Source organism: Acinetobacter nematophilus (assembly GCF_026344175.1).
In the GTDB taxonomy this organism is placed as follows: Bacteria; Pseudomonadota; Gammaproteobacteria; order Pseudomonadales; family Moraxellaceae; genus Acinetobacter; species Acinetobacter nematophilus.
The window spans coordinates 1-26233 of sequence record NZ_JAPKMY010000013.1 but is presented as its reverse complement, the minus strand read 5'-3'; the positions used below and the strand labels follow the sequence as shown (position 1 = coordinate 26233).

30 protein-coding genes are annotated in these 26233 nt (G+C 39.8%); 19 read left to right on the top strand and 11 right to left on the bottom strand.

Annotated features, from left to right (window positions below):
- Positions 1-22: 22 nt before the first annotated feature.
- From OSH00_RS18430 to OSH00_RS18390, 9 genes are all read left to right on the top strand, one after another.
- Positions 23-421, top strand: a complete 399-nt coding sequence (locus OSH00_RS18430; protein ID WP_005034576.1) for an ATP synthase subunit I — start codon at positions 23-25, stop codon at positions 419-421.
- Positions 422-524: 103 nt separating this feature from the next.
- Positions 525-1400: a F0F1 ATP synthase subunit A gene (gene atpB / locus OSH00_RS18425; protein ID WP_004831991.1), complete on the top strand. Its 876-nt coding sequence runs from the start codon at positions 525-527 to the stop codon at positions 1398-1400.
- Between the two features lie 83 nt (positions 1401-1483).
- A complete protein-coding gene (gene atpE / locus OSH00_RS18420) occupies positions 1484-1729 on the top strand; it encodes a F0F1 ATP synthase subunit C (RefSeq protein WP_000424060.1) in 246 nt (81 codons plus the stop codon).
- A 39-nt stretch (positions 1730-1768) separates the two neighbouring features.
- A complete protein-coding gene (locus tag OSH00_RS18415; RefSeq protein ID WP_004831990.1) occupies positions 1769-2239 on the top strand; it encodes a F0F1 ATP synthase subunit B in 471 nt (156 codons plus the stop codon).
- An 11-nt stretch (positions 2240-2250) separates the two neighbouring features.
- On the top strand, positions 2251-2787 hold the full coding sequence (locus OSH00_RS18410; protein WP_266131632.1) for a F0F1 ATP synthase subunit delta: 537 nt from the start codon (positions 2251-2253) through the stop codon (positions 2785-2787).
- A gap of 58 nt (positions 2788-2845) precedes the next feature.
- The gene (atpA, locus tag OSH00_RS18405) at positions 2846-4390 is read left to right on the top strand and encodes a F0F1 ATP synthase subunit alpha (protein WP_004831988.1); all 1545 of its coding nucleotides are present in this window, start codon (positions 2846-2848) and stop codon (positions 4388-4390) included.
- 88 nt (positions 4391-4478) lie between these two features.
- Complete coding sequence (atpG, locus tag OSH00_RS18400) at positions 4479-5348, top strand: F0F1 ATP synthase subunit gamma (protein WP_196074688.1); 870 nt, start codon at positions 4479-4481, stop codon at positions 5346-5348.
- A 26-nt stretch (positions 5349-5374) separates the two neighbouring features.
- Positions 5375-6769 (top strand): F0F1 ATP synthase subunit beta, encoded by a 1395-nt coding sequence (gene atpD / locus OSH00_RS18395; protein ID WP_004831984.1) that lies wholly within the window; start codon positions 5375-5377, stop codon positions 6767-6769.
- A 27-nt stretch (positions 6770-6796) separates the two neighbouring features.
- Positions 6797-7216: a F0F1 ATP synthase subunit epsilon gene (locus OSH00_RS18390; protein ID WP_266131631.1), complete on the top strand. Its 420-nt coding sequence runs from the start codon at positions 6797-6799 to the stop codon at positions 7214-7216.
- A 186-nt stretch (positions 7217-7402) separates the two neighbouring features.
- Here the strand turns inward: OSH00_RS18390 and OSH00_RS18385 are convergent, their stop codons facing one another.
- Positions 7403-8179, bottom strand: a complete 777-nt coding sequence (locus tag OSH00_RS18385) for a tRNA(His) guanylyltransferase Thg1 family protein (protein ID WP_266131630.1) — start codon at positions 8177-8179, stop codon at positions 7403-7405.
- A 96-nt stretch (positions 8180-8275) separates the two neighbouring features.
- Between OSH00_RS18385 and OSH00_RS18380 the strand changes: the two genes are divergently transcribed.
- Entirely contained in the window at positions 8276-8575 is a 300-nt protein-coding gene (locus OSH00_RS18380; protein WP_266131666.1) for a hypothetical protein, read from the top strand.
- 4 nt (positions 8576-8579) lie between these two features.
- Here OSH00_RS18380 and OSH00_RS18375 read toward each other — a convergent pair whose 3' ends face one another.
- Positions 8580-9023 carry an ATP-binding protein gene (locus OSH00_RS18375; RefSeq protein ID WP_196074685.1) on the bottom strand — a complete coding sequence of 148 codons (444 nt, stop codon included), beginning with the start codon at positions 9021-9023 and terminating at the stop codon, positions 8580-8582.
- Positions 9024-9116: 93 nt separating this feature from the next.
- On the opposite strand from OSH00_RS18375, the gene OSH00_RS18370 reads away from it, so the two are divergent.
- Positions 9117-9581 (top strand): hypothetical protein, encoded by a 465-nt coding sequence (locus OSH00_RS18370; RefSeq protein ID WP_266131629.1) that lies wholly within the window; start codon positions 9117-9119, stop codon positions 9579-9581.
- A gap of 21 nt (positions 9582-9602) precedes the next feature.
- Here the strand turns inward: OSH00_RS18370 and OSH00_RS18365 are convergent, their stop codons facing one another.
- The 5 genes from OSH00_RS18365 to OSH00_RS18345 all read right to left on the bottom strand — a co-directional run bounded on the left by OSH00_RS18365 (position 9603) and on the right by OSH00_RS18345 (position 13850).
- Positions 9603-10202, bottom strand: a complete 600-nt coding sequence (locus OSH00_RS18365) for a hypothetical protein (protein ID WP_266131628.1) — start codon at positions 10200-10202, stop codon at positions 9603-9605.
- A gap of 245 nt (positions 10203-10447) precedes the next feature.
- Positions 10448-10993 (bottom strand): glutathione peroxidase, encoded by a 546-nt coding sequence (locus tag OSH00_RS18360; RefSeq protein WP_266131627.1) that lies wholly within the window; start codon positions 10991-10993, stop codon positions 10448-10450.
- Between the two features lie 153 nt (positions 10994-11146).
- Complete coding sequence (locus OSH00_RS18355; RefSeq protein ID WP_266131626.1) at positions 11147-11671, bottom strand: hypothetical protein; 525 nt, start codon at positions 11669-11671, stop codon at positions 11147-11149.
- Between the two features lie 182 nt (positions 11672-11853).
- Positions 11854-12600: a helix-turn-helix domain-containing protein gene (locus tag OSH00_RS18350; RefSeq protein ID WP_266131625.1), complete on the bottom strand. Its 747-nt coding sequence runs from the start codon at positions 12598-12600 to the stop codon at positions 11854-11856.
- Positions 12601-12602: 2 nt separating this feature from the next.
- Positions 12603-13850, bottom strand: coding sequence for an MFS transporter (locus OSH00_RS18345; RefSeq protein ID WP_420909551.1), 1248 nt, complete (start codon positions 13848-13850; stop codon positions 12603-12605).
- Positions 13851-13996: 146 nt separating this feature from the next.
- On the opposite strand from OSH00_RS18345, the gene OSH00_RS18340 reads away from it, so the two are divergent.
- Positions 13997-14641: a TetR/AcrR family transcriptional regulator gene (locus tag OSH00_RS18340; protein WP_266131623.1), complete on the top strand. Its 645-nt coding sequence runs from the start codon at positions 13997-13999 to the stop codon at positions 14639-14641.
- Positions 14642-14797: 156 nt separating this feature from the next.
- Complete coding sequence (locus tag OSH00_RS18335; protein WP_266131665.1) at positions 14798-15697, top strand: DMT family transporter; 900 nt, start codon at positions 14798-14800, stop codon at positions 15695-15697.
- A 432-nt stretch (positions 15698-16129) separates the two neighbouring features.
- Here OSH00_RS18335 and tsaC read toward each other — a convergent pair whose 3' ends face one another.
- The 3 genes from tsaC to OSH00_RS18320 are packed head-to-tail and all read right to left on the bottom strand — an operon-like array spanning position 16130 to position 19048.
- Positions 16130-16699, bottom strand: coding sequence for an L-threonylcarbamoyladenylate synthase type 1 TsaC (gene tsaC / locus OSH00_RS18330; protein ID WP_266131622.1), 570 nt, complete (start codon positions 16697-16699; stop codon positions 16130-16132).
- A 46-nt stretch (positions 16700-16745) separates the two neighbouring features.
- A complete protein-coding gene (dprA, locus tag OSH00_RS18325) occupies positions 16746-17873 on the bottom strand; it encodes a DNA-processing protein DprA (RefSeq protein WP_266131621.1) in 1128 nt (375 codons plus the stop codon).
- Between the two features lie 23 nt (positions 17874-17896).
- Positions 17897-19048 (bottom strand): LysM peptidoglycan-binding domain-containing protein, encoded by a 1152-nt coding sequence (locus OSH00_RS18320; protein WP_266131620.1) that lies wholly within the window; start codon positions 19046-19048, stop codon positions 17897-17899.
- Between the two features lie 123 nt (positions 19049-19171).
- On the opposite strand from OSH00_RS18320, the gene def reads away from it, so the two are divergent.
- From def to OSH00_RS18295, 5 genes are all read left to right on the top strand, one after another.
- Positions 19172-19702, top strand: a complete 531-nt coding sequence (gene def, locus OSH00_RS18315) for a peptide deformylase (RefSeq protein WP_266131619.1) — start codon at positions 19172-19174, stop codon at positions 19700-19702.
- Positions 19703-19770: 68 nt separating this feature from the next.
- The gene (locus OSH00_RS18310) at positions 19771-20271 is read left to right on the top strand and encodes a DUF2946 family protein (protein WP_420909549.1); all 501 of its coding nucleotides are present in this window, start codon (positions 19771-19773) and stop codon (positions 20269-20271) included.
- Positions 20272-20355: 84 nt separating this feature from the next.
- On the top strand, positions 20356-22446 hold the full coding sequence (locus OSH00_RS18305; RefSeq protein WP_266131617.1) for a TonB-dependent copper receptor: 2091 nt from the start codon (positions 20356-20358) through the stop codon (positions 22444-22446).
- Positions 22447-22471: 25 nt separating this feature from the next.
- A complete protein-coding gene (locus tag OSH00_RS18300; protein ID WP_196074670.1) occupies positions 22472-22714 on the top strand; it encodes a DUF4199 domain-containing protein in 243 nt (80 codons plus the stop codon).
- Between the two features lie 96 nt (positions 22715-22810).
- On the top strand, positions 22811-23986 hold the full coding sequence (locus OSH00_RS18295; protein WP_266131616.1) for a hypothetical protein: 1176 nt from the start codon (positions 22811-22813) through the stop codon (positions 23984-23986).
- A gap of 20 nt (positions 23987-24006) precedes the next feature.
- Here OSH00_RS18295 and OSH00_RS18290 read toward each other — a convergent pair whose 3' ends face one another.
- Positions 24007-25215, bottom strand: a complete 1209-nt coding sequence (locus OSH00_RS18290) for an oxygenase MpaB family protein (RefSeq protein WP_266131615.1) — start codon at positions 25213-25215, stop codon at positions 24007-24009.
- An 86-nt stretch (positions 25216-25301) separates the two neighbouring features.
- Here OSH00_RS18290 and OSH00_RS18285 point away from each other — a divergent pair, with 86 nt between their 5' ends.
- On the top strand, positions 25302-25928 hold the full coding sequence (locus OSH00_RS18285) for a TetR/AcrR family transcriptional regulator (protein ID WP_266131614.1): 627 nt from the start codon (positions 25302-25304) through the stop codon (positions 25926-25928).
- The last annotated feature ends 305 nt before the right edge of the window (positions 25929-26233 follow it).

Sequence of the window (26233 nt, the reverse complement as noted above, 5' to 3'; positions counted from 1 at the left end):
TTATGCTGTGAATGGATAAAAAATGAGCCAAACTAGTCGCTTGATTGACCGACGATTAGCAAAAGCTTTGGTCTATTTACAAGCATTAATGATACCTGTTTCAGCCTTGGTAGCGTGGGTCTTGAAAGACTCGACTGCGGCTTTAAGTGCAGCATTAGGTGCACTGTTATGTTGGCTTGCCAGTTGTTATTTTTCTTGGCAGTCGTTTCGAGCCGCAGGTGCACGTGCTTCAAAACAGGTTCTTTCGAACATGTATCGAGGCTTGATGGGCAAATTTGCAATTGTGATCGTTGGTTTCATTTTAATTTTAAGCAATGTCAAACCGTTATCCCCGGTAGCATTGTTTTGTGGTTTTATTCTCGTTCAGGCGATGTCGTGGGTTGCTCCATTTTGGGTAGCACGACAACAAAAACGAGTATAAGCGCAGCAGAAATTGAAAATTTTTTTGGGGATTAACGAGATATCATGCAGCACGCGATATTCGTTAACTCTATTTATTATTTGACATTGACCAGGTGTGATTTATGGCTGCTGAAGAACATGCCCTGACTTCGACCGAGTATATCAAGCATCACTTGACCAATATGACCTATGGCAAAATGCCAGATGGTACTTGGAAATTGGCTGAGAATGGTGCAGAAGCTCAACAGATGGGGTTCACTGCTATTCACTTGGATTCAATGGGTTGGTCAATTGGCCTTGGTTTGATTTTCTGTTTGATATTCTGGTGTGTGGCGAAAGCTGCAAACTCTGGTGTTCCTACCAAGTTCCAGTCTGCAATCGAAATGATTATCGAGTTTGTTGACTCAAGTGTTCGTGATACTTTTCATGGTAAATCACGTTTAATTGCACCTTTAGCCTTGACCATTTTTGTGTGGATTTTCCTCATGAATGCGATGGACTTAATTCCTGTTGACTGGATTCCTTATCTAGCGCAACAAATTGGTGCAAGCGTATTTGGTATGGATCCTCACCACGTTTACTTCAAGGTTGTTCCATCTACAGATCCTAACATTACCCTTGGTATGTCATTGTCTGTATTTGCTTTGATCTTGTTCTATAGTATTCGTGAAAAAGGCATCGGCGGTTTCGTTGGTGAATTAGCACTTAACCCATTTAATCCAAGTAACCCAGTTGCAAAAGCGTTATTGATTCCAGTGAACTTGATTCTAGAATTGGTAACATTCCTTGCACGTCCAATTTCATTGGCACTCCGATTATTCGGTAACATGTATGCGGGTGAGTTGATCTTCATCTTGATCGCATTGTTACCTTTCTGGATCCAATGGGCGTTGTCTGTGCCTTGGGCTATCTTCCACATTCTTGTTATTACGTTGCAAGCCTTCATTTTCATGATGCTAACAATCGTATACTTGAGCATGGCAAGCGAAAAACATTAATGGTATTGCCTAACTGTCATCAGGTGGTTAGGTATAATTTTTTTAATTTAATTTGGTATAAACCTAACCTCTGAGGAATTATCATGGAACTCACTTTAGGTCTAGTTGCAATTGCATCTGCTATCTTGATCGCTTTTGGTGCTTTAGGTACTGCGATTGGTTTTGGTCTTTTAGGCGGTCGCTTCCTTGAAGCTGTAGCTCGTCAACCAGAATTGGCTCCACAACTTCAAACTCGTATGTTCTTAATCGCGGGTCTTCTTGATGCTGTGCCTATGATCGGTGTTGGTATTGGCTTGTTCTTCATCTTCGCTAATCCATTTGTAGGTTAATCAGCTTAATTCCGAAATTCACTATTTGAGGAATTTGCAATGAATATCAACCTCACATTGTTTGGCCAAGCGATTGCATTTGCGATATTTGTCGCATTCTGCATGAAGTTTGTATGGCCACCACTAATCAATGCGATTAGTGAGCGTCAGCGTAAAATCGCTGATGGCTTAAACGCTGCGGAGAAAGCGAAAGCTGATCTTGCTGATGCACAAGCACAAGTTAAGCAAGAAATTGATGCGGCGAAAGCACAAGCGGCTCAATTGATCGAACAAGCGAACCGTCGTGCGGCACAATTGATCGAAGAAGCGCGTACTCAAGCATCTGCTGAAGGTGAGCGTATTCGTCAACAAGCGAAAGATGCTGTTGACCAAGACATCAATTCTGCTCGTGAAGAATTACGTCAACAAGTTGCTGCTCTTGCAGTTGCTGGTGCAGAGAAAATTCTGAACCAACAAGTTGACGCAGAAGCTCATAATGCCATGCTGAATCAGCTGGCTGCTAAACTTTAAGAGAGGCGAATATGGCTGAACTCTTGACGTTGGCACGCCCATACGCTAAAGCAGCATTTGCTTATGCATCTGAGCAAAATGAAACTGACGCTTGGTCAAATGCATTACAACTGCTCAGTGCTGCGGTGCAAGATGAAGCATTTTCCGCTTATTTAAATCGCCCTGAGTTGACACCTGCTGAGCAGGTTGGTCTTTTTGCGAAAGTTTTAGGTAATGAACAAACTGAAGCTGTGTCAAACTTTTTGACACTTCTTGCAGACAATGGCCGTTTAGCATTGTTACCTGAAATCGACACAGAATTTGAACAACTCAAATCGCAAAATAACAACACTGTAGATGTTGTGATTGAGTCAGCTTTCCCGCTGGACTCAGTACAAGAACAGAAGTTGGCTCATGCGTTGGAAAAACGCTTGAACAGCGCTGTGAAAATCACAGTTGAAGTAAACCCAGCATTGATTGCTGGTGTTGTTATTCGTGCAGGCGACCAAGTGATAGATGATTCTGCGCTTAGCAAGCTTGAAAAAATGCGGACTCGTCTTCTAGCGTAATTGTTAAAAATAACTGCGAACAGAAGACTGAACTTTAAAAAGATTGAGGTATAGCGCAATGCAACAACTGAATCCATCCGAGATCAGTGCGCTCATTAAACAGCGTATCGGCGATCTGGACACCAGCGCGACCGCTAAGAACGAAGGGACCATTGTTATGGTTTCCGACGGTATTGTGCGTATTCACGGCCTTGCTGATGCAATGTACGGTGAAATGATCGAATTCGACGGCGGCTTATTTGGTATGGCACTGAACCTAGAACAGGATTCAGTGGGTGCCGTTGTCTTAGGTAACTACTTAAGCCTTCAAGAAGGTCAAAAAGCTCGTTGTACAGGTCGTGTATTAGAAGTTCCGGTTGGTCCAGAACTTTTAGGCCGTGTAGTAGATGCTTTGGGTAACCCAATTGATGGTAAAGGCCCTATTGATGCAAAACTTACTGATGCTGTTGAAAAAGTAGCACCAGGCGTAATTTGGCGTCAATCAGTGGATCAACCTGTACAAACTGGTTATAAATCAGTAGATACAATGATCCCTGTTGGTCGTGGTCAGCGTGAGTTGATCATCGGTGACCGTCAAACTGGTAAAACAGCAATGGCGATCGATGCGATCATTGCTCAAAAACAGTCAGGCATTAAATGTGTATACGTTGCGATTGGTCAAAAACAATCAACAATTGCAAACGTTGTACGTAAGCTTGAAGAAACTGGCGCTATGGCGTATACCACTGTTGTAGCAGCAGCTGCTGCTGATCCTGCAGCAATGCAGTATCTAGCACCTTATGCTGGTTGTACAATGGGTGAGTACTTCCGTGACCGCGGTGAAGACGCGCTTATCATTTATGATGATTTGTCTAAACAAGCTGTTGCTTACCGTCAAATTTCATTGCTTCTTCGTCGTCCACCAGGTCGTGAAGCATATCCAGGTGACGTGTTCTATCTTCATTCACGTCTACTTGAGCGTGCTTCTCGCGTATCTGCTGACTATGTTGAGAAATTCACGAATGGTGAAGTTAAAGGCCAAACTGGTTCATTAACTGCATTGCCAATTATTGAAACTCAAGCGGGTGACGTATCTGCATTCGTACCAACAAACGTAATTTCGATTACTGACGGTCAGATCTTCTTAGAAACATCATTATTCAACGCAGGTATCCGTCCTGCTGTGAACGCGGGTATCTCTGTATCACGTGTTGGTGGTTCTGCTCAAACTAAGATCATCAAAAAATTGTCAGGGGGTATCCGTACCGCTCTTGCACAATACCGTGAATTGGCTGCGTTTGCTCAGTTCGCTTCTGACCTTGATGAAGCAACACGTAAGCAACTTGAACATGGTCAACGTGTAACTGAATTAATGAAGCAAAAACAATATGCTCCATATTCAATTGCTGACCAAGCAGTTTCAATTTATGCATCTAACGAAGGCTATATGGCTGACGTTGAAGTGAAGAAAATCGTAGACTTTGATACTGCGTTGATCTCTTACTTCCGTTCAGAGCATGCTGCGTTAATGCAAAATATCGATGCAACTGGTAACTACGACAAAGACATCGAAGCTGCAATTAAAGCAGGTATTGAAAGCTTTAAAGCGACTCAAACTTACTAAGATTCAACGATGTTGAATCTAGTTATGGTTTGGTTCACGGATCAACCTTCGGAAGCTCGAAAGGGCTTTCGAATACTAGGTTAAGCGTATGGCAAATTTAAAAGAAATTCGCGCCAAAGTAGCTAGTATCAAAAGCACGCAGAAAATTACTCGCGCGATGCAGATGGTAGCAGCTTCTAAGATGCGTCGTGCGCAAGAGCGCATGGCTCAGGGCCGTCCGTATGCCGAAAATATGCACCGTGTAATTGCTCATTTGGTACAAGCGAATCCTGAATATAAACATCGTTATATGGTTGAACGCCCAGTAAAACGCGTTGGCTATATCATTGTTTCTTCAGATCGTGGCCTTGCTGGTGGTTTGAACATTAACTTGTTCAAAAAAGTGGTTAAACACGTTCAACAGCAACAAGAGCAGTCAATTGAAGTTCAATTTGCTTTGATTGGTCAAAAAGCGGTTTCGTTTTTTAAAAACTACGGCGGTAAAGTACTTGGAGCAACTACAAACGTAGGTGACGCACCAAGTCTTGAACAGTTAACTGGTTCTGTACAGGTGATGTTAGACGCATTTGATAAAGGCGAATTAGATCGTATTTATCTTGTGTCAAACGGCTTTGTCAATGCCATGACTCAAAACCAAAAAATCGAACAACTCGTTCCTTTAGCTGCGGCTGATACGGAAGAGAATCTTAACCGTCAATATGGTTGGGATTACCTATATGAACCAGAAGCTGAAGAGCTTTTAAATGGTTTATTGGTTCGTTACATTGAGTCTATGGTTTATCAAGGCGTGATTGAAAACATCGCATGTGAGCAATCTGCACGTATGGTTGCAATGAAAGCTGCAACTGATAACGCAGGTGAGCTTATCAAGAGCCTACAACTCATTTATAACAAGCTGCGTCAAGCCGCGATTACTCAGGAAATTTCTGAGATCGTTGGTGGTGCCGCTGCCGTTTAACATTATTTTGAATTGAGGAGACAGCAATGAGTAGCGGTCGTATCATTCAGATCATCGGCGCGGTTATCGACGTCGAGTTTGAACGCAACAGCGTTCCTAAGATCTATGACGCTCTCCAAGTTGACGGTACTGAAACTACTTTAGAAGTTCAGCAACAACTTGGTGATGGTGTAGTTCGTACCATCGCAATGGGATCTACTGAAGGTCTTAAACGTGGTCTAAACGTGTCTAATACTGGTGCGCCAATTTCTGTACCAGTAGGTACTGCATGTTTAGGTCGTATCATGGACGTTCTTGGTCGCCCAATCGACGAAGCTGGTCCTGTAGCGACTGAAGAGCGTTTACCGATTCACCGTCAAGCACCTTCTTATGCTGAACAAGCAGCTTCTACTGACCTTTTAGAAACGGGTATTAAAGTCATTGACTTACTTTGCCCGTTTGCAAAAGGTGGTAAAGTTGGTTTATTCGGTGGTGCCGGTGTTGGTAAAACTGTAAACATGATGGAATTGATCAACAACATCGCGAAAGCACACTCAGGTTTATCTGTGTTTGCTGGTGTTGGTGAGCGTACTCGTGAAGGTAATGACTTCTATCACGAAATGAAAGATTCTAACGTTCTTGACAAAGTAGCAATGGTCTACGGTCAGATGAACGAGCCACCAGGTAACCGTTTACGCGTAGCGTTAACTGGTTTGACGATGGCGGAATACTTCCGTGATGAGAAAGATGAAAACGGTAAAGGCCGTGACGTATTGTTGTTCGTTGACAACATTTACCGTTACACATTGGCTGGTACTGAAGTATCTGCTCTTTTAGGTCGTATGCCATCTGCAGTAGGTTACCAACCGACGCTTGCAGAAGAGATGGGTGTTCTTCAAGAACGTATTACATCGACTAAGTCTGGTTCGATTACATCTATCCAAGCGGTATATGTACCTGCCGATGACTTAACAGATCCATCGCCTGCAACTACATTTGCTCACTTAGATGCAACTGTAGTATTGAGCCGTGACATCGCATCTTCTGGTATTTATCCAGCAATCGATCCACTTGACTCTACTTCACGCCAGTTAGATCCATTGGTTGTTGGTGCTGAGCATTATGAAATTGCACGTTCTGTACAGAACGTATTGCAACGTTATAAAGAGCTTAAAGACATCATTGCGATCTTGGGTATGGACGAGTTAGCTGAAGAAGACAAACTTACTGTGTATCGTGCACGTAAGATCCAACGTTTCTTCTCTCAACCGTTCCACGTAGCTGAAGTGTTTACTGGTGCTCCTGGTAAACTTGTACCACTTAAAGAAACAATTCGTGGCTTTAAAGGTCTTCTAGCTGGTGAATACGATCACATCCCGGAACAAGCGTTCTATATGGTTGGTGGTATTGACGAAGTGATCGCTAAAGCCGAGAAGCTTTAATTAGCAACTCTCATTTAGGAGATTCACATGTCGACTATGCAATGTGATGTTGTAAGTGTTAAAGAGTCTTTGTACTCAGGCACTGTGACAATGCTTATCGCAAAAGGTGCTGGCGGTGAATTGGGTATTATGCCTGGTCACGCGCCGTTAGTCACTTTGCTCAAGCCGGGCGCGATTCGTGTTCTGCTTGAAAACGGTACAGAAGAGTTAATCTATGTATCTGGTGGTGTTCTAGAAGTTCAACCGCATGTTGTTACCGTTCTTGCAGATACTGCAGTTCGTGCTGACAACTTAGATGAAGCTGCAATTATCGAAGCACGTAAAAATGCTGAACAATTGCTCGCAAATCAAAAAAGCGACTTGGATGCTGCTGCTGCTTTGGCTGCGCTTGCAGAAACTGCTGCTCAGTTGGAAACCATCCGCAAAATCAAAAACCGCGCTCAATAAAACGCAGTTGGCGATTGAAAAACCACCCGAGAGGGTGGTTTTTTTTATGCTCTTGCTAAACAATTGGGTTATCACGAAAACTTGGGCTTTAGAGATGAATACGCATTGAGTTTAATAATATCTAATTTATTTACATGTGAGTGGTATAAGCAAAGATCGATATGGGTTTACTCGAATAGATATATTTTAAAAGGCTTGTTTTTGATTCAATAAAAATTGCTGTTGTATGAATTGACTATACTCATCCCCTAAAGGTAATTCATAATCTTTAAAAATCTGTCGACGGATTGAGGTTGTCGGCTGTTTGGTTTTGGGATTAAAACCACTTTTTTCAATTTCTGTCCAATATAAACCTGTGCCACGCTTTTGCCATGATGGCAATGTATTGAAGTTAATTTCACGGCTAAAAAGTAAATTATGTTTATCTTGGCGAGATAATCCTTTTACTTGTGAGGTTGCATTGTTTACAGTTTGACCTTCTTTGCGCAACATCCAATAGCAATGAGCATTGAGTGCATTGCGATGAGCATCTTCATGGCGCCAACGAAAATAATCTTCAGTCATTTTTGCATTGGGCAGTATGCAAATTCGAGCATCAAAAGTTGCCATCTCACCGTGTAAGATGCTGAATTTTGCGCTGGCTTCGGCAGCGAGGATAGAAATAATTTTTCGTGTTTTACGATTAAAGCTGTCATCTTCTAAATGAAACAATAAGGAAATCTCATCACTTTGTGTATAACCATAAATGATATTGAAACCACACTGCATGAGATGGGCCGTTGTTTCGACCATCAAATCGCGAAAACGCAGATCAAAGGGGGCTTCAAATTTCCAAATCTCTTTGGTCAACTTGGTGAAGCCCCGTCCATCCAGTCGAACCACAATATATTGCTCAGGAGGAACACAAAAGTCATAAGCTGTTTCAAAAACACGTAATGTACGATCTAAATCATCAAATCTCATGGCGATACTACGAATTATTCATCATGCTAAAGTTATATTTCAAGATGAACTAGTTTTAGCATAATCTGAACAATAAAAATGGAATTTTATTCAATGATGCAACTTATTGAGCAGCAAGCGCACTTTTGGGAACTCTACCAAGCTCAAGACCAATATTATCTCAGCATTGCTGTGGATATGAGCTCAGTTGTATCTTGTTGGGATATTGCACTCACTGAAACAGATATTGTGCAGTATCAGCACAAAGGACGAATTGCAATCGAAGATTTGGCAAACTCGATTGTGGCGGAAACCTATCGTGGTGACTTTTCAAATTTAGAACGCAATAAAGTGTCGGTACAGATTCAACAACAGATGCAAATGGCATTTCAACTATGGAAAACAGCGCAAGACTAAATTTTTATTGATCAACAGACTGAATTGCAAAGCCATCGTTTGGAATGAGTTTTACTTTAAATAATGCATCAAAGCCCTCAGAAATTTTGGGAATTTCGAGTTTATAAAATGTGGCTTTTACGCCCTTTTCTGGAATATTGGCTTTACCTGAGCGTTGCGCATTCCGTTGTAGAGTGCTGTCGAGGTCTGTTTCAAAATAATAAGAAATGATTTGAAAACCTACGGCTTTGGCACGTTGTATATAACGGGTACGATCGACCTGGCGCATATTGGTATTGTCGATCACAATTTTGGTTTTTGAAGCCAAAGCTGCTTCAAAGATGATATTCTCACGATGCCTTGTCTTCAGCATATCTAAGTTGATACGTAAATGAGTATGGTAAAAATAGTGTTGATAAAATGTTGATTTACCAGAAGCTTGTACACCTGTGAATAGAATCAGCTGCATGAAACACTACAAAATACGATGAATTCAGTATTAAAGCATGTTTATGAATTCTGCTACAATCGATTCAATGTGGAGAACGTTAATAAATCTAAAATGAAAAAATATATTCAATTTCGCTCTATATTTTGCGTATTTATTGTCGGCAGTCTGAGTGCATGTCAAAGTCAGTTTGTCACGACACCGAATCTACCCACTGAAGCCAATTTAGTGGCAAATTCAGTCAATAATGGCTTGGAAACGGAGTTGAATATTGATTATCTTGTTGCTTTTAAAAATCTAAAAATGGCTTATGGCCGATGTGTTGCTTTTACTGGCGAACATGACTTTGTGTTTACTGACAATAAATTAGAACAAGATTTGGAAATGGGCACTTTATTTGCGCGTACAGAAGGCGGAGCCTATTTGTCAAAAACTTTGGTGGAATCTATCGGTAAAAATAAAACCCGATTAACCCTATTCTTACCCACAGGTTATAAATCTGCTCAAGCTCGTTTTAAACTTGATGCAAAACGAGCATTGGGACAAGATCCCTCATGTAATGCTGCCAAGCCTATCTAAAAGAATCAATGGGATACCAGATCAACTTTGTTCGGAGGATGCCATGTCTTTTGAGTTGGGAATCATCATACTTGCAAGCTTAAGCATATCCATTTGAATATTATTCATCTGCTGCTCAATTTTCTTAAAATCGACTTTTGAAATATCTACTTCACCATTTAGCAACGCAGCGTTAAGAAGTTGCTGATTACTTTGTAAAACTTGCTGGCGTAAGCCATCGATTTCCTGACTCTTCAGGTCTAGAGAAATTAAAGCAGTGTTAAAGCCCTGTAGCTCACGGCTCAGATCTTTTACGGTTTGTTGTAGTACGATACTGTCTTTAGATTGGAGAGCTTGTTGTAAATCCGATTGGGTTTGTTGCAGTTTTTCAATATAATCGCCAGTTTTTAATTGTACATCGGCAACGTCACGAGCAATATAAAACAGGTTACCCGATTTTAAATCCTCAGAAGTTTTATGGGTTACTTCTGATTTTGAGTTCAATACTTGATCGGATGTCTCATTCGATTCAAACTCTTGCTGTTGACGTGATTGTTCAATTGCTTGATTACAGCCCAAAAGTAAAATGCCTGAAGTAAAAATAATAAAAGGTAAAACAGCACCTTGTAGCAACTTTTTCATTTAGATCCACAATTCATCTGATTGGCTATGCAATAAATAATATAGGATGCAAAAATGTAGAGATTGAGGATTGTTGCAAAGGGTATACAGACTGTAACCTGAAGCATTCAATTCTTTGAAAATGAGAGAGCACGAGTGCAATCGTTGCACCCATACTCTTTAATCCTGGGTATCCAATGATCTATAAAATCGCGCTAGACTATTTTAGATCATCCATTCACGATGTTCAGCATCAAACAGCATCGTCATTTAGCTAATTCAGCTTCGATTGCTGAAGTAATGCGTGGGTCATCAGCAGTAATATCCGGCGCAAAACGTGCCACAATTTCGCCATTTTTCCCAATTAAGAATTTCTCGAAGTTCCAAAGCACTTCTGGTTTTGGATTTGGCGTTAAACCGTAATCGACTAAATCTTTCCACCATGGACCTTCACCAATACGCTCTGGGATTGCATGAATTAAAGTGTCATAGAGCGGGTGTTTGTCATCTCCAGCCACTGAAATTTTTGCAAATAGCGGGAAATCTACATTGTAGGTCAATGAACAAAATTGCTCGATCTCATCATTGCTACCGGGTTCTTGAGCAAGAAAGTTGTTTGCTGGAAAGCCTAATACTTCAAATCCTTGATCTTTCTTTTCGGTATATAGTTTTTCAAGCCCTTCATATTGTGGTGTCAGCCCGCATTTAGAAGCAACATTGACAATTAACAGGACTTTACCTTGATATTGATTTAAGGTAACGGGATCACCTTTTATGGTGTTGACGGGAATATCGTATACAGAATTGTGCATGGTTTTATCCTTAAACATTAAGTCTTCGAGTAGAAAAATATGTTTAATGTTTTAACGATATTGAATGATTTCGGCAAGTTGCATTTGTATCTAAGTGCAAATAAAAAAAGCAGATCAAGAGATCTGCTTTTAACATACATCAAATTGAATGAATTATGGTGCAGCATTGGCTTTGGTTTGAAGTGCTTGCATTTCAGTTAACAGGCTTTGCTGTAACTCAGTGCCTTTCTTTTGAAGCTCCATAATTTTTTGTGGATCTGGTGAACTTGCTAAACCAGCTTCAGCCATTTCAACGCCAAGGTTGTTTGATTCCTTCATTTTGTCGCGTACCGACGCAACCTCAGTACTCTTCAGAGCCAAACCATCCAAGTCTTTGTTGAAGCCATCAACATAGTTTTTCATTTTATCAACAACACCTTTCAGTGCATCTTTATCCCCTTTTTGAGCAGCTTGCATCACTTCAGTTTGGAAGTTTAATGCTTCTTTTGCTTTTGCTGTAGACATAGATTGCAGTGCAGTTAAATCGCTTTTGATATCCGCAGTATTGTTGGTACTGAGAGAAGCAGCTGCAGCAGCTGGTTTGCTATCCGAACCAGACGCAGCATCTGCTGGTTTTTTATCACACGCAGTTAAAGCGAATGCTGAAGCACATAGCGTAGCAAGTAGTAATTTTTTCATTATAAAACCCTTCATTATTTAAAATTCTTAAGAATCTGACCTAAGTCTACATATTCATAAAGTTATATGCTTAATTTTGAGCATAAGATGCAAAATGCACAATTTTAAGGCAATTTTCTATAGTATTTTTGTACATAAGCTTAGCAATAAAGTGAAAATTATCACTTAAAAAAGGTCTTGATCTAAATATTACGCATCTGAGCAGGTGTTTGATGGGTATAGCGTTTAAAAAACTCAATAAAGCTAGAGGTATGTTGGTATCCCAATTCTAGGCTGATTTTTTTAACTGAAAATCCCTGTTGAATCAGTGAAATTGCATGAATGATCTTGGCACGGTTTCGCCATTCGGACAGAGACAGTTTTAGGGAGTCTTGGCTTAACCGGAGTGCGTGTCGTTCAGTAATCTGAAAGCTGTCTAAGATTTCTTGTAAACCGCGGTTAAATTGCCGGGTGTCTGAAAGCTGTTCAAGAATAGGTTTTAAAATCGGATGATCCGTTTGCGGTAAATAGTGTTCATAACAGGGGCTACTTTGAATTTGATCAACCAACAATTGTAATAGGTGTTGATGATATGAAGGGGATGGAATTCCTTGCTTTTGCTGGTCTAAAATCTCTTCAATGGTATGCCGTAAAAATGGTCGAATACTTAAAGTTTTTGTGTTGCTTGACAGCTGTTGGCAAAGCAGGGGATGAAGACGGATACAGATATAACGTGTGAGTAAATCATCTATCGCTGTACAACAGTGTTCAGTTTGCGGGGGAATCCATAAACCATAACTGGGCGGGGATAAATAGATTTGATCTGCAACCGTCAGTTCTAAAGTACCATTGAGGCTTAAATTGAAGTCACCCCATAGATTACAATGGGGGGTGACGACATCATGTTTCTGATAGAAAAATTCTTCTACAGAGATCATATTTGAATACATGGTTAAAAGTTTGAACTCTCACATTGCATAGCATTGGTTTCAGCTTTTGGATTATTTAAGCCTCGACTCAAGGTGAAAATTGAAATAAAGGCTAAAACAATAAAACTCAGTACACTATACAACAAAATGTTGGCATTAAAATGATCAACAACATAGCCGCCGATCAAAGCACCTGTTGCAATCATGACTTGGAAAAAACCAACAAATAAAGGCATGCCTTTTTCAACTGCATGGGGCGCATGTAAAAACATCCATATATTGGCTGTTGTTGGAAACGCACCAAATGCAAAACCCCACAGCGCAGTCAGAATAAATGCACCAATCGGTTGAATTGCCAAGAGTGGGAAGCCGAAGAACACAATCCCAAAACAAATTGCGACAAAGGCAAAAGTATAGCGAACATTTAAGTTACCACTGTAACCAGCAAACGCATTCCCAAATACGCCAGCTACACCAAATAGTAACAAGAGTGAACTGATGGTTGCATTATCAAAACCTGCTGAATTTTTGAAAAATGGTGTGAGATAACTAAATGAAGAAAAGTGAGCTAAACCAATTAATAAAATAATAATTAAACCTTGTCTGGCTTTATTGATTCTTAATAGAGCAGGTAAGTCTTTAAAATGGATGGCTGATTCTGGCTTTAGACTCGGGATAAATTTGACACCCAGCAACAAGACTATAAATCCGATGACTGCAGTAATGGCAAATGATGTGCGCCAACCATAAGCATCACTGAGCCATGTGCCAATCGGCACACCAAGCACAGTCGCTAACGTTACACCAGCCATAACTGTCGCGGTTGCTTTGGCAATAGGCAGTTGACTCGGTGCTAAACGACCACTTAAAGCAATTGCTGTTGCCCAGAAGCCACCAATCGCAAAACCAAGAATAAAACGACTGATTAATAAAATTTCAAAATTCGGTGCAATTGCAGTAATGGCATTGGCAATGACCATGGTTGCGGCAAGAGCGAGTAGCAAATAACGACGATCCAAGTTTTTTACCAGGACAGGTAACAGTGGAGCCGCTAAGGCTGCCATGATCCCTGGTAATGTAATCATCAATCCTGCTGTACCGACAGAAACATGCAAATCTGCAGAAATACTATTCAGAACACCAATGGGAAGAAATTCGCTGGTGACCAAAGCAAAAGCAGTGACAGCAACCGTCAGCAATGCTAGCCAACTGCCTTGATTACTGGGGGCAACCTCTGTTGGAGGTTGTTGCGAGATTTCTGATTGCATCATGTTCATGGATATAGTCCTGATGAAAGCGTGAGAAAGTGAGGGAGAGTTTTAATTCATTAGCGATCGTTATAAAAATAAAATATTTGATTAATTCTTAGCTGTCAATTAATTTAATAATGTTTGTTATAAAAATATGTGTGAAGGTTATGGCGAATTCTGAAGAACATGATTTAGTCTCAGAAAAACAGGTGATTAAACGCGGACGTGGTCGCCCCAAATGTTTTGATGAGCAACAGGCATTACACAAAGCGATGCTGTTGTTTTGGGAGTTTGGTTATGAAGCAACATCCATGAGTGATTTAACCAAAGCACTGAACCTGACTGCACCGAGTATTTATAGTAGTTTTGGCGATAAATCACAGTTTTTTCATGCATGTCTAGCCTATTACTTAAAACACGAGGCTTGTTCACTAGATATTATTTTTCAAGAAGCCAAGACTGCAAAAATTGCCATTGAGCTTTATCTGCATGAAAATCTTAAAAAGCTCGTTCAACAAAATAAACCAACGGGTTGTATGTTGGTCACAGCGACCATCAATTGTTCTCAAGAAAATGCTCCAATTCAATATGATTTGTTACTCAAAAGACAACAAGTTAAAGAAAAAATTTATCAACGTTTAGCGCAGGGTATAAGAGATGGTGATCTAAATTCAAAAGCTGATTTACAAGCGATGGCAGATTATTATTCTACAGTGATTCAAGGTTTAACCATGCAGGCTCGCGATGGGGTAGGCCTAAAACAGCTGCAAAATGTGGTAGCACTGGCAATAAAGACTTGGGACTTATTTTAGGCTTGAGAATTTTCAGTAAGATCAATATCTCAAAATGATTTGTCTGAAAAGCCCTATAGATGTCTGGAATGCCTTATTTAAATTGATTCAGACTTCATTGATAATCATTGCAAGTTCTCATGAATAGTCGAAGTTATGTACAGCAACACTAAACCCATGTGGTGGGCAGTCAGTTTACCCATTATCGCTGTTTTGATTTGGTCACTGAATATTGCGGTGACACGTTATGTAACTGATTATATTTCACCTGTCAGTATTAGTTTTTATCGTTGGTTGGTGGCATTTATTCTTTTGACGCCTTTGATGTTGCCCAAGGTTTGGCAGCAATGGGATTTAATCCGTCAGCACTTTATGCAATTAGCTGTACTGAGTGCTTTTGGGATGTTCTTGTATCAAGGTTTGGCATATAGTGCGGCGCATTATACCACTGCAACGAATATGGGCATTATCAATGCCTTTATACCTGTATTTACCATTCTCGTGTCAATGATGTTGTTGCGTGAAATTCCAAATCGCTATGCGGTGGTTGGAAGTATATTGTCTTTTGCGGGTTTGGTGTATGTGATCGGACGTGGAGATTTTACTCATTTGACCCAATTGGCGGGTCATTCAGGTGATTTGATCATGGTCCTAGCCGTGTTCTTTTATGCCTTTTATGGAGTCTTTTTAAAGAAATGGCAATTAAAAGTGCCATTACTCTTGAGTCTATATGTACAAATCGCATTTACTTTGATTTATCACTTACCTTTTGTATTTTATTTGGGAATTGATGTCATAAATGCGAGTAATGCTGCCAGTGTGCTGTATGCCGGTGCATTTCCTTCTCTGATCGCACCGTTACTCTGGATGATGGCTGTTCAATATCTAGGTCCAAATCGAACCAGTATCTTCATGAACTTAATGCCAGTATTTACCGCCATTATAGCTTATTTCTGGTTACATGAAGATTGGACGATTTATCATACCATTGGTGGTATCATCATTTTAGTCGGCATTGCTTTGGCACAAAAAAAGTCACATAGTGTCAAAAAAAGTAAATCTGTTTCTGCCTCTTAAATTTATACTGAGTGAAATTTATACGATTAATTAACTGTTTTTTGTTCTGATTAAGTATTAATTTCACTCAAAAATTATTTTTAATTAAGAATTTACCGTTTAAAATCTCAAATAATAAAATAAATTTAACTACTTAAATATATTGAGTGTTTGTGGCCGACTGATGATTATAAAGTATGATTAAAAAATAAGCTGAATAATGTGTTTGTATTCGAAAAATATTTATAGGATAATATTTTTCATCGGAGCCAATTAAGAATTTCTTAATGAAAGTGGCTTACACTGCATTTATCAAATTCATCATACCCTCTGGATGTGATTAACCGCATCCTTTTTTATACTCAGCCAACCCTATATATGGCTGAGTTTTTTTTTGCTTTTTTTTTAATGTGAATTTTTACAAAGATGGTTTGTTAATGCAGACATCTATGATTAATCACGAATGATCTGTCCTGATAATGCATCAATAATTTTACTTGGCTCTCGGCTTAAACCCAAGTCACCATTTAAATAATTCAATTCCGAGCCAAAGTAATGACTGGCTTCTTGTAATGAGCGAGCGGGTGTTAAACTTGCAGGATTGGCACTGGTTGAAACAATAAAGCCATTAAATGCATTGCATAAAGCGGTACATAATGGGTGATTGGTGACTCGAACAGCGACTTGCGTATGTTGACCTTTGATCCATTTTGGAATCTGCTCATCTGCGGGAAGCAACCATGTCGTCGCCCGTTCTGTGTGAGAGCGTTGTGTCCATGACTGTATGATTTGTTCACGGATACTTGGGTCTATTTTTGTCAGTAGGTGCTCAACTTGTGAAAGTTGACCTGCCAGTAAAATTACCCCTTTTTCGATAGGGCGTTGTTTTAACCTAAGAATTTCTAAAAATGCGTGTTCATTGAATGGGTCACAACCTAGACCCCATACCGCCTCTGTTGGATAAGCCAATACTTTACCTTGTTGAAGAATTTGTGCAGCTTCAGCAACTGAGGTTGTAATCATTGATGTTCACCTTGTCAGTTTGAAAAATAGAAGGCTATTGTGAACCTTAATAGCTGACTCGGCAACGTAAGTATAGTCCAGATTGTTGAATGCACCGTCCTAACAGCTCTAGTTCCATTAAATAGCTGGTTAATTCCGCAGTGTTGAGTTCGGACTTTTGGGCCAATGTATCTAGGTCTTGCCCAATCCAATCCAGTAATTGGTAGAGTTGGAACAAATGTTCAGGCATCTCGGGTAATTGTGCGCTGATTTCAGCTTGCTGTGTACATTGCCATTGTGTGGGTAGGGCTAAGTCTTCCACAATTTGTTCAGGATGGTCCACGAGGATTGCACCCTCACGAATGAGTTGATGGCAACCTTGGTGATGTTCTCCATAAATATGCCCAGGAATGGCAAAAATAATTTTACCTTGTTCAGCAGCTGTTTGTGCGGTAATCAATGAACCACTCCGTAATTGTGCTTCAGCAACAAGAACACCTAGACTGAGACCGCTTACAATACGATTCCGATAAGGAAAATTACGAGGAATAGGCTGAGTTTCAGGGAGATACTCACTGATGATGCTTCCAGAACTTTGTAGAATCTGTGTCTGTAAATTTCGATTTTGATTGGGATAAACCAGATCTAAACCCGTTCCAATCACCGCAATGGTTCGCTGATTTTTGAGACCGCCCATATGTGCAGCTTCATCTATTCCTTGTGCTAAACCGCTGGTAATAAAAAAACCTTTTTCACTTAAATAATAGGCAAAATCGTAAGCTACTTGTTTGCCATGCGGACTGGCTTTTCGACTGCCGACAATCGCAATTTGAGGTTGGCTCAAGTTTTGTGAAGACCCTTTACCAAATAAAATTGGAGGATGATTTTGATAAGGAAGCAGTTGTTGCGGATAATTTGAATCAGTATCTAGTAGAATAAAATCACTATGTAGCTGGATTTTATCCAAGCACATTTTAAATTGAGATTGTCCTTGTAGCGTTACAAAGACTTTGGCTCTTTCGATATGATTTTTATGAATTTTAAGTTCAGACCAACGGATTAAACTTTCAGGGGCTACCGCTTTTGCAATAGAGCCAAAATAACTTTCCAGTTTACGGAATGCGCTGGTTGAGTGTTGAACCAAATACCATAGTTGAATGGCATTCAATTGATGATCGGGTATTTGATTCAACATATTTATATCACACAACTGAAGAATCAGTGGTCTGTGATCGCAGGTGGTTTGATCTCCGCACCCATTTTAATTGGTAAATTGCTTTCTAGAATATAAGCATAGCTCAGATGATCAAAGCTCTTAAAGATCATCAGTGTACCAATGTGCTGACTTGGTAATTTTACCGATTCCTTGGTTTTCGGATCACGAACCACTTCACCTTGTTGGTAAATACTCAATATTTGTCCAGGTTTTGCACCGTGTAAGCTACCACGATCAATGGTGACCACACTATGTTGCGCTGCTGTACCAATCGAACCTTGAACACGAACGACTTTACCACCACTACTCACTTCATTGTTGGTGGTTGGGTAGAACAAGCTTGGCAGTTCTGCATCATAACTTGGAAGAACATAATCACCTTTACGAACTTCGGCATTGTAGCTCTTGGTCAACTCAAGTGTGGTGACATCATTTTCACCCGCCGTTGCGATTGCTGAAGCAACTTCAGATAGTTCCAATCCTGCATTAAACTTTTTACCTTCCGCATTGAGGAATATATAAGGTTTACCTTCACGGTAAATGCCATAACGCTGACCAACGACTAAGCCATTTCCACGTGCATATACGGTTTGACCTGCGCCTGTAATCACACGATTGTCAGCAGCACCAATGGTATAAGGGATATTCTGTAAAGACTCAGGACTGATGACAATGCTGTGTTCTAACCACGGTTGAATATCAGATAAGGGGATTACTGAAATTGCGCTGCCTAATGACTCAACACGTACTTGTGGGCGTAAAGATGTTCCACCTTGATGACGACGAATAATACCATCACAACCGTCACCCTCATCTACGCCGATTAATGGACGACCATCTAGAGTGCAGAGCAGTAATTTATCACCAGGATAAATCCAGTGCGGATTTTTAACATGTTTATTGCTTGCCCAGATTTCAGGCCAACGCCAAGGCTTACTTAAAAATTTCCCTGCAATATCCCATAAGGTATCACCACGTTTTACCACATAAACATTGGGAGCACTGGCTTTGAGTGCAGGTGGATTAACATTCGGGCTTGCATGTGTCATTTCCATGTAAGTGAATCCTGCACTTAAACACAGTGTCACGGCAAGCAACTGTTTCTTGAACCCCTTGGCATGAAAACGTGTTATGCCAGTTAAAACCTTTTTCATTATCATAATTCCTAAAATTATGTCTCTATATGCGTTATAATACGCATATTACACACATTTTTTTAATGAAGCATATTCTTCATTTAGTTTTAAGATCAATGGCATAGCAACAGAGGATACAGTATGGCCTTATTACCAATTTTAAGTTTTCCTGATCCCCGTTTACGTACCATTGCAAAACCTGTCGATGCTGTAACCGATGAAATTCGTCAATTAGCAGCTGACATGTTTGAAACCATGTATGAAGCGCCAGGTATTGGTCTGGCGGCTACACAGGTCGATCAACATATTCAACTTATCGTCATGGATTTGTCTGAAAATAAAGACCAACCTATGGTGTTCATTAACCCCAAAATAACACCACTTACAGCGGAAACATTCTCTTATGAAGAGGGCTGTCTTTCTGTTCCTCAAATATACGATAAAGTTGAGCGTCCGTCACGAGTTAAAATTGAAGCAATTGACCTTGATGGTAAAGCTTTTGAGCTTGAAGCGGATGAATTATTGGCAGTGTGTATTCAACATGAAATGGATCACTTAAACGGTAAGTTATTTGTTGACTACTTATCTCCGTTGAAGCGTCAACGAGCGCGTGAAAAAGTTGAAAAAGTCGTGCGTCAACGTGAAAAGCAGAAAGTTCCAGCAAAACGTTGATATAGAGAATTGAAAGTTAAAAGTTTCTTGAATTTTTCTTCAATATAAAGCCCAATTTTGTTTGGGCTTTGCTATACTTTGGCTCGAAAAATGTTGAGACGAACGTTTTGTTGAGAATAGGTTTACTGCTGGGATTTACCGCAGTTTTTTTACAGATTGCTGTATTTTTACAGCCTTTGCTACCGAAGCAATATCAAATTGCGCCGGTCTGTGAAACTATTACTCAAGCTTTGGTGCAAAGTCACTTTTACGAGAAACATCAACAAAGCACTCATCATCAGCATCATTCAGCTTCTTTGAAGCACGAGGCTTCGGGACATCAGCATTTGATGGCAGATGAGCCTGTTGCACAAGAGCACATAAGTCACCATCATGATGCGGGTCACCAATGCCAATACTGCACAGTCTATGGCAATCTGGTTTTACCCCCAGAACTTGAAGTCAAAGAAATATTAGATCGTATACAAGTACGTCTGGTTGCATTTCAAAAAGCATTTCGACATGTTTATTTTGTCCTGCAGCGTTTATTTTTACTTCCTCAGGGACGCGCTCCGCCCATTTTCGCTTAAATCAAAACTTTCATTGTGGATCTTTTTGTCGGGATCCTGATGCTGCTTTGTCGCAGCTCATATTTATGATTTAAGAGAAAGAAAATGGCTCAACCTCAATTTTTTTTACAGCCTTTAGCGGCTGCGATTTGTATCGCTTGCTATTCAGCGACAACTTTTGCTCAAGATCAGCAGGAAACTGCTCAACTCACACCGATTGTGGTGACAGCTCAGCTTAATAATGACGCCAACGGATTGATTGTTCATGCTGATCCTAAACAGCCAATTCAGCCTGTACCTGCAACAGATGGTGCGGACTATCTACAAAGTATCGCGGGTTTTAACTCCATTAAAAGTGGTGGAACCAATGGTGATGTTACATTCCGTGGCATGTTTGGTACACGCATCAAAATATTAACAGATGGTACTGAGAACTTAGGTGCATGCCCTGCACGAATGGATGCACCCACATCTTATATTCAACCTGAAAGCTATGACCGAATTTCAGTCGTGAAAGGACCGCAAACCGTTCAATATGCCAACACTGGTTCGGCAGCAACCGTCATTTTTGAACGTCAAAAACCAACACTGACTGATGAGAAAAACTATGTAGGTCAGGCGAGTGTTTTGGTCGGCTCTTTTGGGCGTTTGGACCACAATATTGAAGCAGCTGTTGGCGACAGCAAAAAATATTTACGTGTCAATGCCAATCGTTCTGAATCCAATAGTTATGAAGATGGTGATGGCAATAAAGTTCCATCTTCTTGGGAGCGCTGGAATACGGACTTGGCTTTGGGGTGGACACCCAATGAGGATACTTGGATTGAGTTAACAGGTGGTAAGGCGGATGGTGAGGCTGAATATGCAGGTCGAACCATGGATGGCTCGCAGTTTGCCCGTGAAAGCCTTGGTCTACGTTTTGAGAAAAAAAATCTGAGCCCTGTGATTAAAAAAATCGAAGGGCAGGTCAATTATAGTTATAACGACCATATTATGGATAATTTTAGTTTGCGTACACCACCAATGACACATGATATGGATACACATCAAATGGTGTCGAATCCAATGGCAATGCAAGTCACACGCCGTACCCTAAATAGCCGTCTAGCCATGACCAGCGAATGGGATAAGCTGAGCTTAATTACAGGAATAGACTCTCAATTAAACAAGCATGGTGGCAGTATGTCATCGCCAACGATGCCATCAATGAATGTTGCTTTTAGAGAAGATATGCGGTTTCAATCTTACGGTGCATTTGGCGAGTTAGGCTATCAATTTAATGATGCCTACAAACTGGTGACAGGTGCTCGTTTAGATCAAGTGAATGTAAAGGACTTAAGAGCAGAATCAAAAGTAAAAGGGTTTAATCTTGAGTTAGATAAAACATTACCAAGTGCCTTTATACGTTTAGAAGGTCAGCATCCTGAACATAATGCCAAGTCTTATATTGGATTGGGTTATGTGGAACGTGTTCCAGATTATTGGGAGCTTTTTAGTTCAGTTCATGGTAATCCTGGTACACCTAATGCTTTTAATGGCTTAGATACTGAAAAAACTTTACAGTTGGATCTTGGTTATCAATATCAACAGGGACCATTAAGTTTCTGGACATCTGCATATGCTGGGTTGATTAATGACTTTATTTTATTGAGCTACCATAACCATCCAAAAGCTGGAATGGGTGGGCATGATCACGGCTCTTCATTTAGTGCGGGTGCAAAAAATGTCGATGCAACTATTGCAGGTGCAGAAGCTGGGGTAGGTTACCAATTTACTGATGCCATTCAAGCTGATCTTAGTGCAATGTATGCATGGGGTGAAAACACTGACACACATCAAGCATTACCACAGATTGCACCATTGGAAGGGCGTTTAAACTTGCGTTATGTGCAAGATCAATATTCTTTTGGGCTGTTATGGCGTGCCGTGGCAAAACAGGATCGCATTAGTCTAAACCAAGGTAATATCGTGGGCTATGATACAGGTGAAAGCAAAGGTTTTACGACTTTGGCACTCAATGCATCTTACAACATTCAAAAAAATCTGAATTTGTCTGTTGGTGTCGATAATGTATTCGATAAAACCTATACAGAACATTTGAATAAGTTGGGTGTGGGTGCTGATGGTCAAGTTGGTACACAGCAATTTAACAATACTGGGCGTAACTATTGGGCGCGCGTGAGCATGAAATTTTAATTTTACCGAAATATGAGGATGTCATATGAGTAATGACAGTAATAAGTTATCTCCAGAAAAATCATTTTGGGGATGGAAATTGCTAGTTATCGCAATTATTTTAAGCTGTATCTTCATGGGAATCTTCTATTTGGCGATTACCAATGAACCTGACTATATGCCGAGCCAAAAACAGAAGGCTACTGAACAGCATGATATGTCGAAGATGAGTCACGAAGATATGCAAAATATGGAGCATTCAGCTTCTGAGCCCATGCATAGTCATTGATGATTTAAAAAAATCTTAAAATAAAAAGGAGGTCTGAGGACTTCCTTTTTGATTACAGATATTTAAAATAGGGTCAAACAGTAAAGATAATTAAAAATGAATGAAAAAATAGAAGCTTATCTTAATATTTTTAAACAATATGGGGAAGTTTCCATTGCAGATGAAGCGTGGACAACAGCGTTTGAACAAATATTCAGAGAACGACTAAAAGCTGAAGGAATTGAGGAAATTCGTGTTTATCAGACCATTGTACAACCTGATCGAAAATTAATTTGTAGAGTATTTCATCAACCCAGTATGAAAATTCTTCAGGAGTATCCTGAAAGAACAGCATTTATTCGTTGGTTACCTTTGCTTTGTATTGTGCTTTGTTATTTTTTAATCATCTCACTGATTGCTTTAAGTTCAGAAAAAATGTTGACAGTGGCATTTCTACTATTCTTACCTTTTAGTCTGGGTGCGATCATGGAGTATGTGAAATCTTTAAAATCTCCAAATTCTTTAAAACAAACATTTCTTCAACAAATTTATATTTTATTCGGGATCATTGTTGTTGGTGTAGTTATTTTAAGAGAGGGTGGCATTTGTCTGATCATGGCAGCGCCGATATTTTTCCTCTGTTCGACTTTAGGTGCGACCTGCATGCATTTTTTATGTCGACGTTTATGGAAGCCATATAATAAAGTTTACTCTATTGTACTTTTACCTTTGCTGGGCTTGTTACTATTACCTGATTTCTCTCAGTATCATAATGGTGTAACACGCCAAGAAATTATTGTGAATGCACCTATTCAAGATGTTTTTGCATCGATTAATAATATCCAGCAGATTCAGTCTAGCGAAATAATATTTAGTCCAATTTTTTTAATGGGTTTTCCAAAACCAATTTCTGGAATGACTGAGCAAACAGAGAATGGTTTGATCCGTCAAATTTATTGGCAACGCGGTATTCATTTCCAAGAAAAAATCACTCAGTCTCATTCACCAACGAAGTTGGCTTGGACCTATGTTTTTGATCAGGAATCCTTTCCCAAAGGGTCTTTGGATGATCATTTGAAAATTGGCGGAGCATATTTCAATTTGTTGACAACAGACTATCAGCTGGAAGCCATTGGTCCACAGCAAACGAAAATGGTATTAACGATCGATTATCGTTTATCAACAGAAGTAAATTGGTATGCGGATTTGTGGACACGTTATGTGCTGAATGAGTTTAGTGATGTTGTACTCAATATCTATAAACACCGGTTGGAGAACAAAGTTAAGGTTTAATACCTTAACTTTTCAATTTACTACCGATGCATAGTCGCGAGTTGTTTTCCTGCATTTTGATACAGGCTTAGGGCATACTCTTGTTCTGCACGACCACTTTGTTGCAAATATTGCTCTAGTTTAGGGATATGTTTTGCTCCACGGTAAACCAAAGTGTTTTTTGCAATTAAATAAAACGGATACCATGCCAGAGTACGCGGTTTGAGTCCCAGATTTTTCATTTTACGTGACCCGATAAAAAACTGGGTGATGTCTAAATGGTTTTGATACGCTTTTTTCTGTAAGAATCTATTGAAGTATTTATAATGCCGTTCAAAAGGTTCTTTAGATAAACTGATGGCTAAAGCTTTACTGCTTTCATCTACTTTTGGGTGTGCATAATTCATCCACTGTAATAGTTTCCACGCTTCAGACTCCTTATTGACCAACCACTTTTCATCTATCCCCATTAACCAACCTGCATACTTCCAAAAATGCATCAGGGCATCGGATTCAGCTTTGCTTGGAAAAATGCCAATGGCTCTAACACCAATCAGAAGCACCGCACTAAAGGCAATATTGGTCATGGCTTGATCATATTGATTAATGGGTACACCCCACATCTCGTGATCCCAATCTTTTGACTTGTTTAACTGATAACGTACAAGAGAGTGAATGAATCGAACATAAATTGTAGAGGTAAAACCATCGTTAAAACGTGAGAAGCTATTCAGTTGATTCACATCTAACCACCACTTGTGTGTTTCTGCTAAACGTTTCCCTGCGTACTTATGCAAAGCCCCTGTCTGAATGAGTGGTTGATTAAAGCCCGGGTATTGATAACCCGTCATTAAAGCCAGGTCGCGTAGGATGAATGTTCCATTGGTACCTAAACGATGTGTAAATTTGATTGCTGTTTCAATTTTGGCTGAATCCAGCCAACTCGGCGCATGCTCGATTATTTTAAAAAAATCAGTGAGCACTGGAATATCATGGGGGAGTTTATCTAAACCTTGGTACAACGCCGTTTCAAAAAGCTTACGATTTTGTCTGGGGTTGGTCATGACCCAATCCATGACTTGATCCATTGCAACATCACCCGTTTGTAGCGCATTGTTTAAAGATAAATACTCGGCATAACTGGGCTGTAGCGATTGGTCTGTAAAATAATGAAAAATTCTGGTCTTGAAATTTGTTTGTGACATTTTTTCATACGGTGCGAGCCTTTGTGGTTTAACTGAGGTTTGCATTTTATATTTGACCTGGTTATTGTTTAGTCAAACTCTAATATGAATAATTATTCGTATTCAATTCGCATTTCGGGATGAATATGCCAATGAGAAAACAACCCCAACAACAGCGTGCTCGAAATATTGTCGACAGCATCTTAGAAGCAACACAATTGTGTATTGCGGAGCAGGGTTTAGTGAATGTTACTACACCTAAGATCTCTGAAAAATCAGGTGTCAGCGTTGGGTCGATATATCAGTATTTTGGCAATAAAGAAGACATCATTCAGGAGTTACTACGCCGTAAAAGCGAACAGCTCGGACTTTCACTTAAGCAAATTGCCATCAGTCAAGAAGGTTTAAGCTTAAATGAAATCATACCGCTTAGTATTCAATTCGGTTTTGACACGATGAAAGCGGATGGAGGTTTCTTTATAGAAGTCTTAAAACATTGGCATGGCTATAACAATTCAGAAGCTGCAAAAGTTTTAGAAAAACATTTCTACGAAGTGGGCTTATATGTATTTAGTCGTTTTTTTAAAGATTGGAGTTTTGAAGTACTCAAGAATAAATCTTTTGTGATTATCAACAGCACACTTTTTACCATGATGCGCTATGTGAGTCATAACAACTTTCTAATTTCAGAGCAACAGCTTAAAAAAGAACTGACCTTAATGATTTTGGCGTATTTGGAGCAAGATACGGGCATCGTGCAGTATCAAAGCCAAAACTAAAATCAATGTCAAAGCATCTGTATATCTGGAGGAACTGATGGTTTGGTTATTGCTATCCCTGATGTATAAGTAAGGATAAGCACTCAGCACATTCTTTTAATCTTGCTTTTTGGCTGCTACAGAACAGGGATAACTGAATATCACGATCAAAATTTGAGTATGAGGTATAATGTTTAAGACGAGTATGTAAAGAGAATAATGCATTAAAACCCTATTCACTGTGTGTATTTTAAGCCAAAAAAGCTTTTTTCCCATAAAAAAAGCCATATTTAGTGGATTAAATGAGCAAACAAGATGAATTCAAG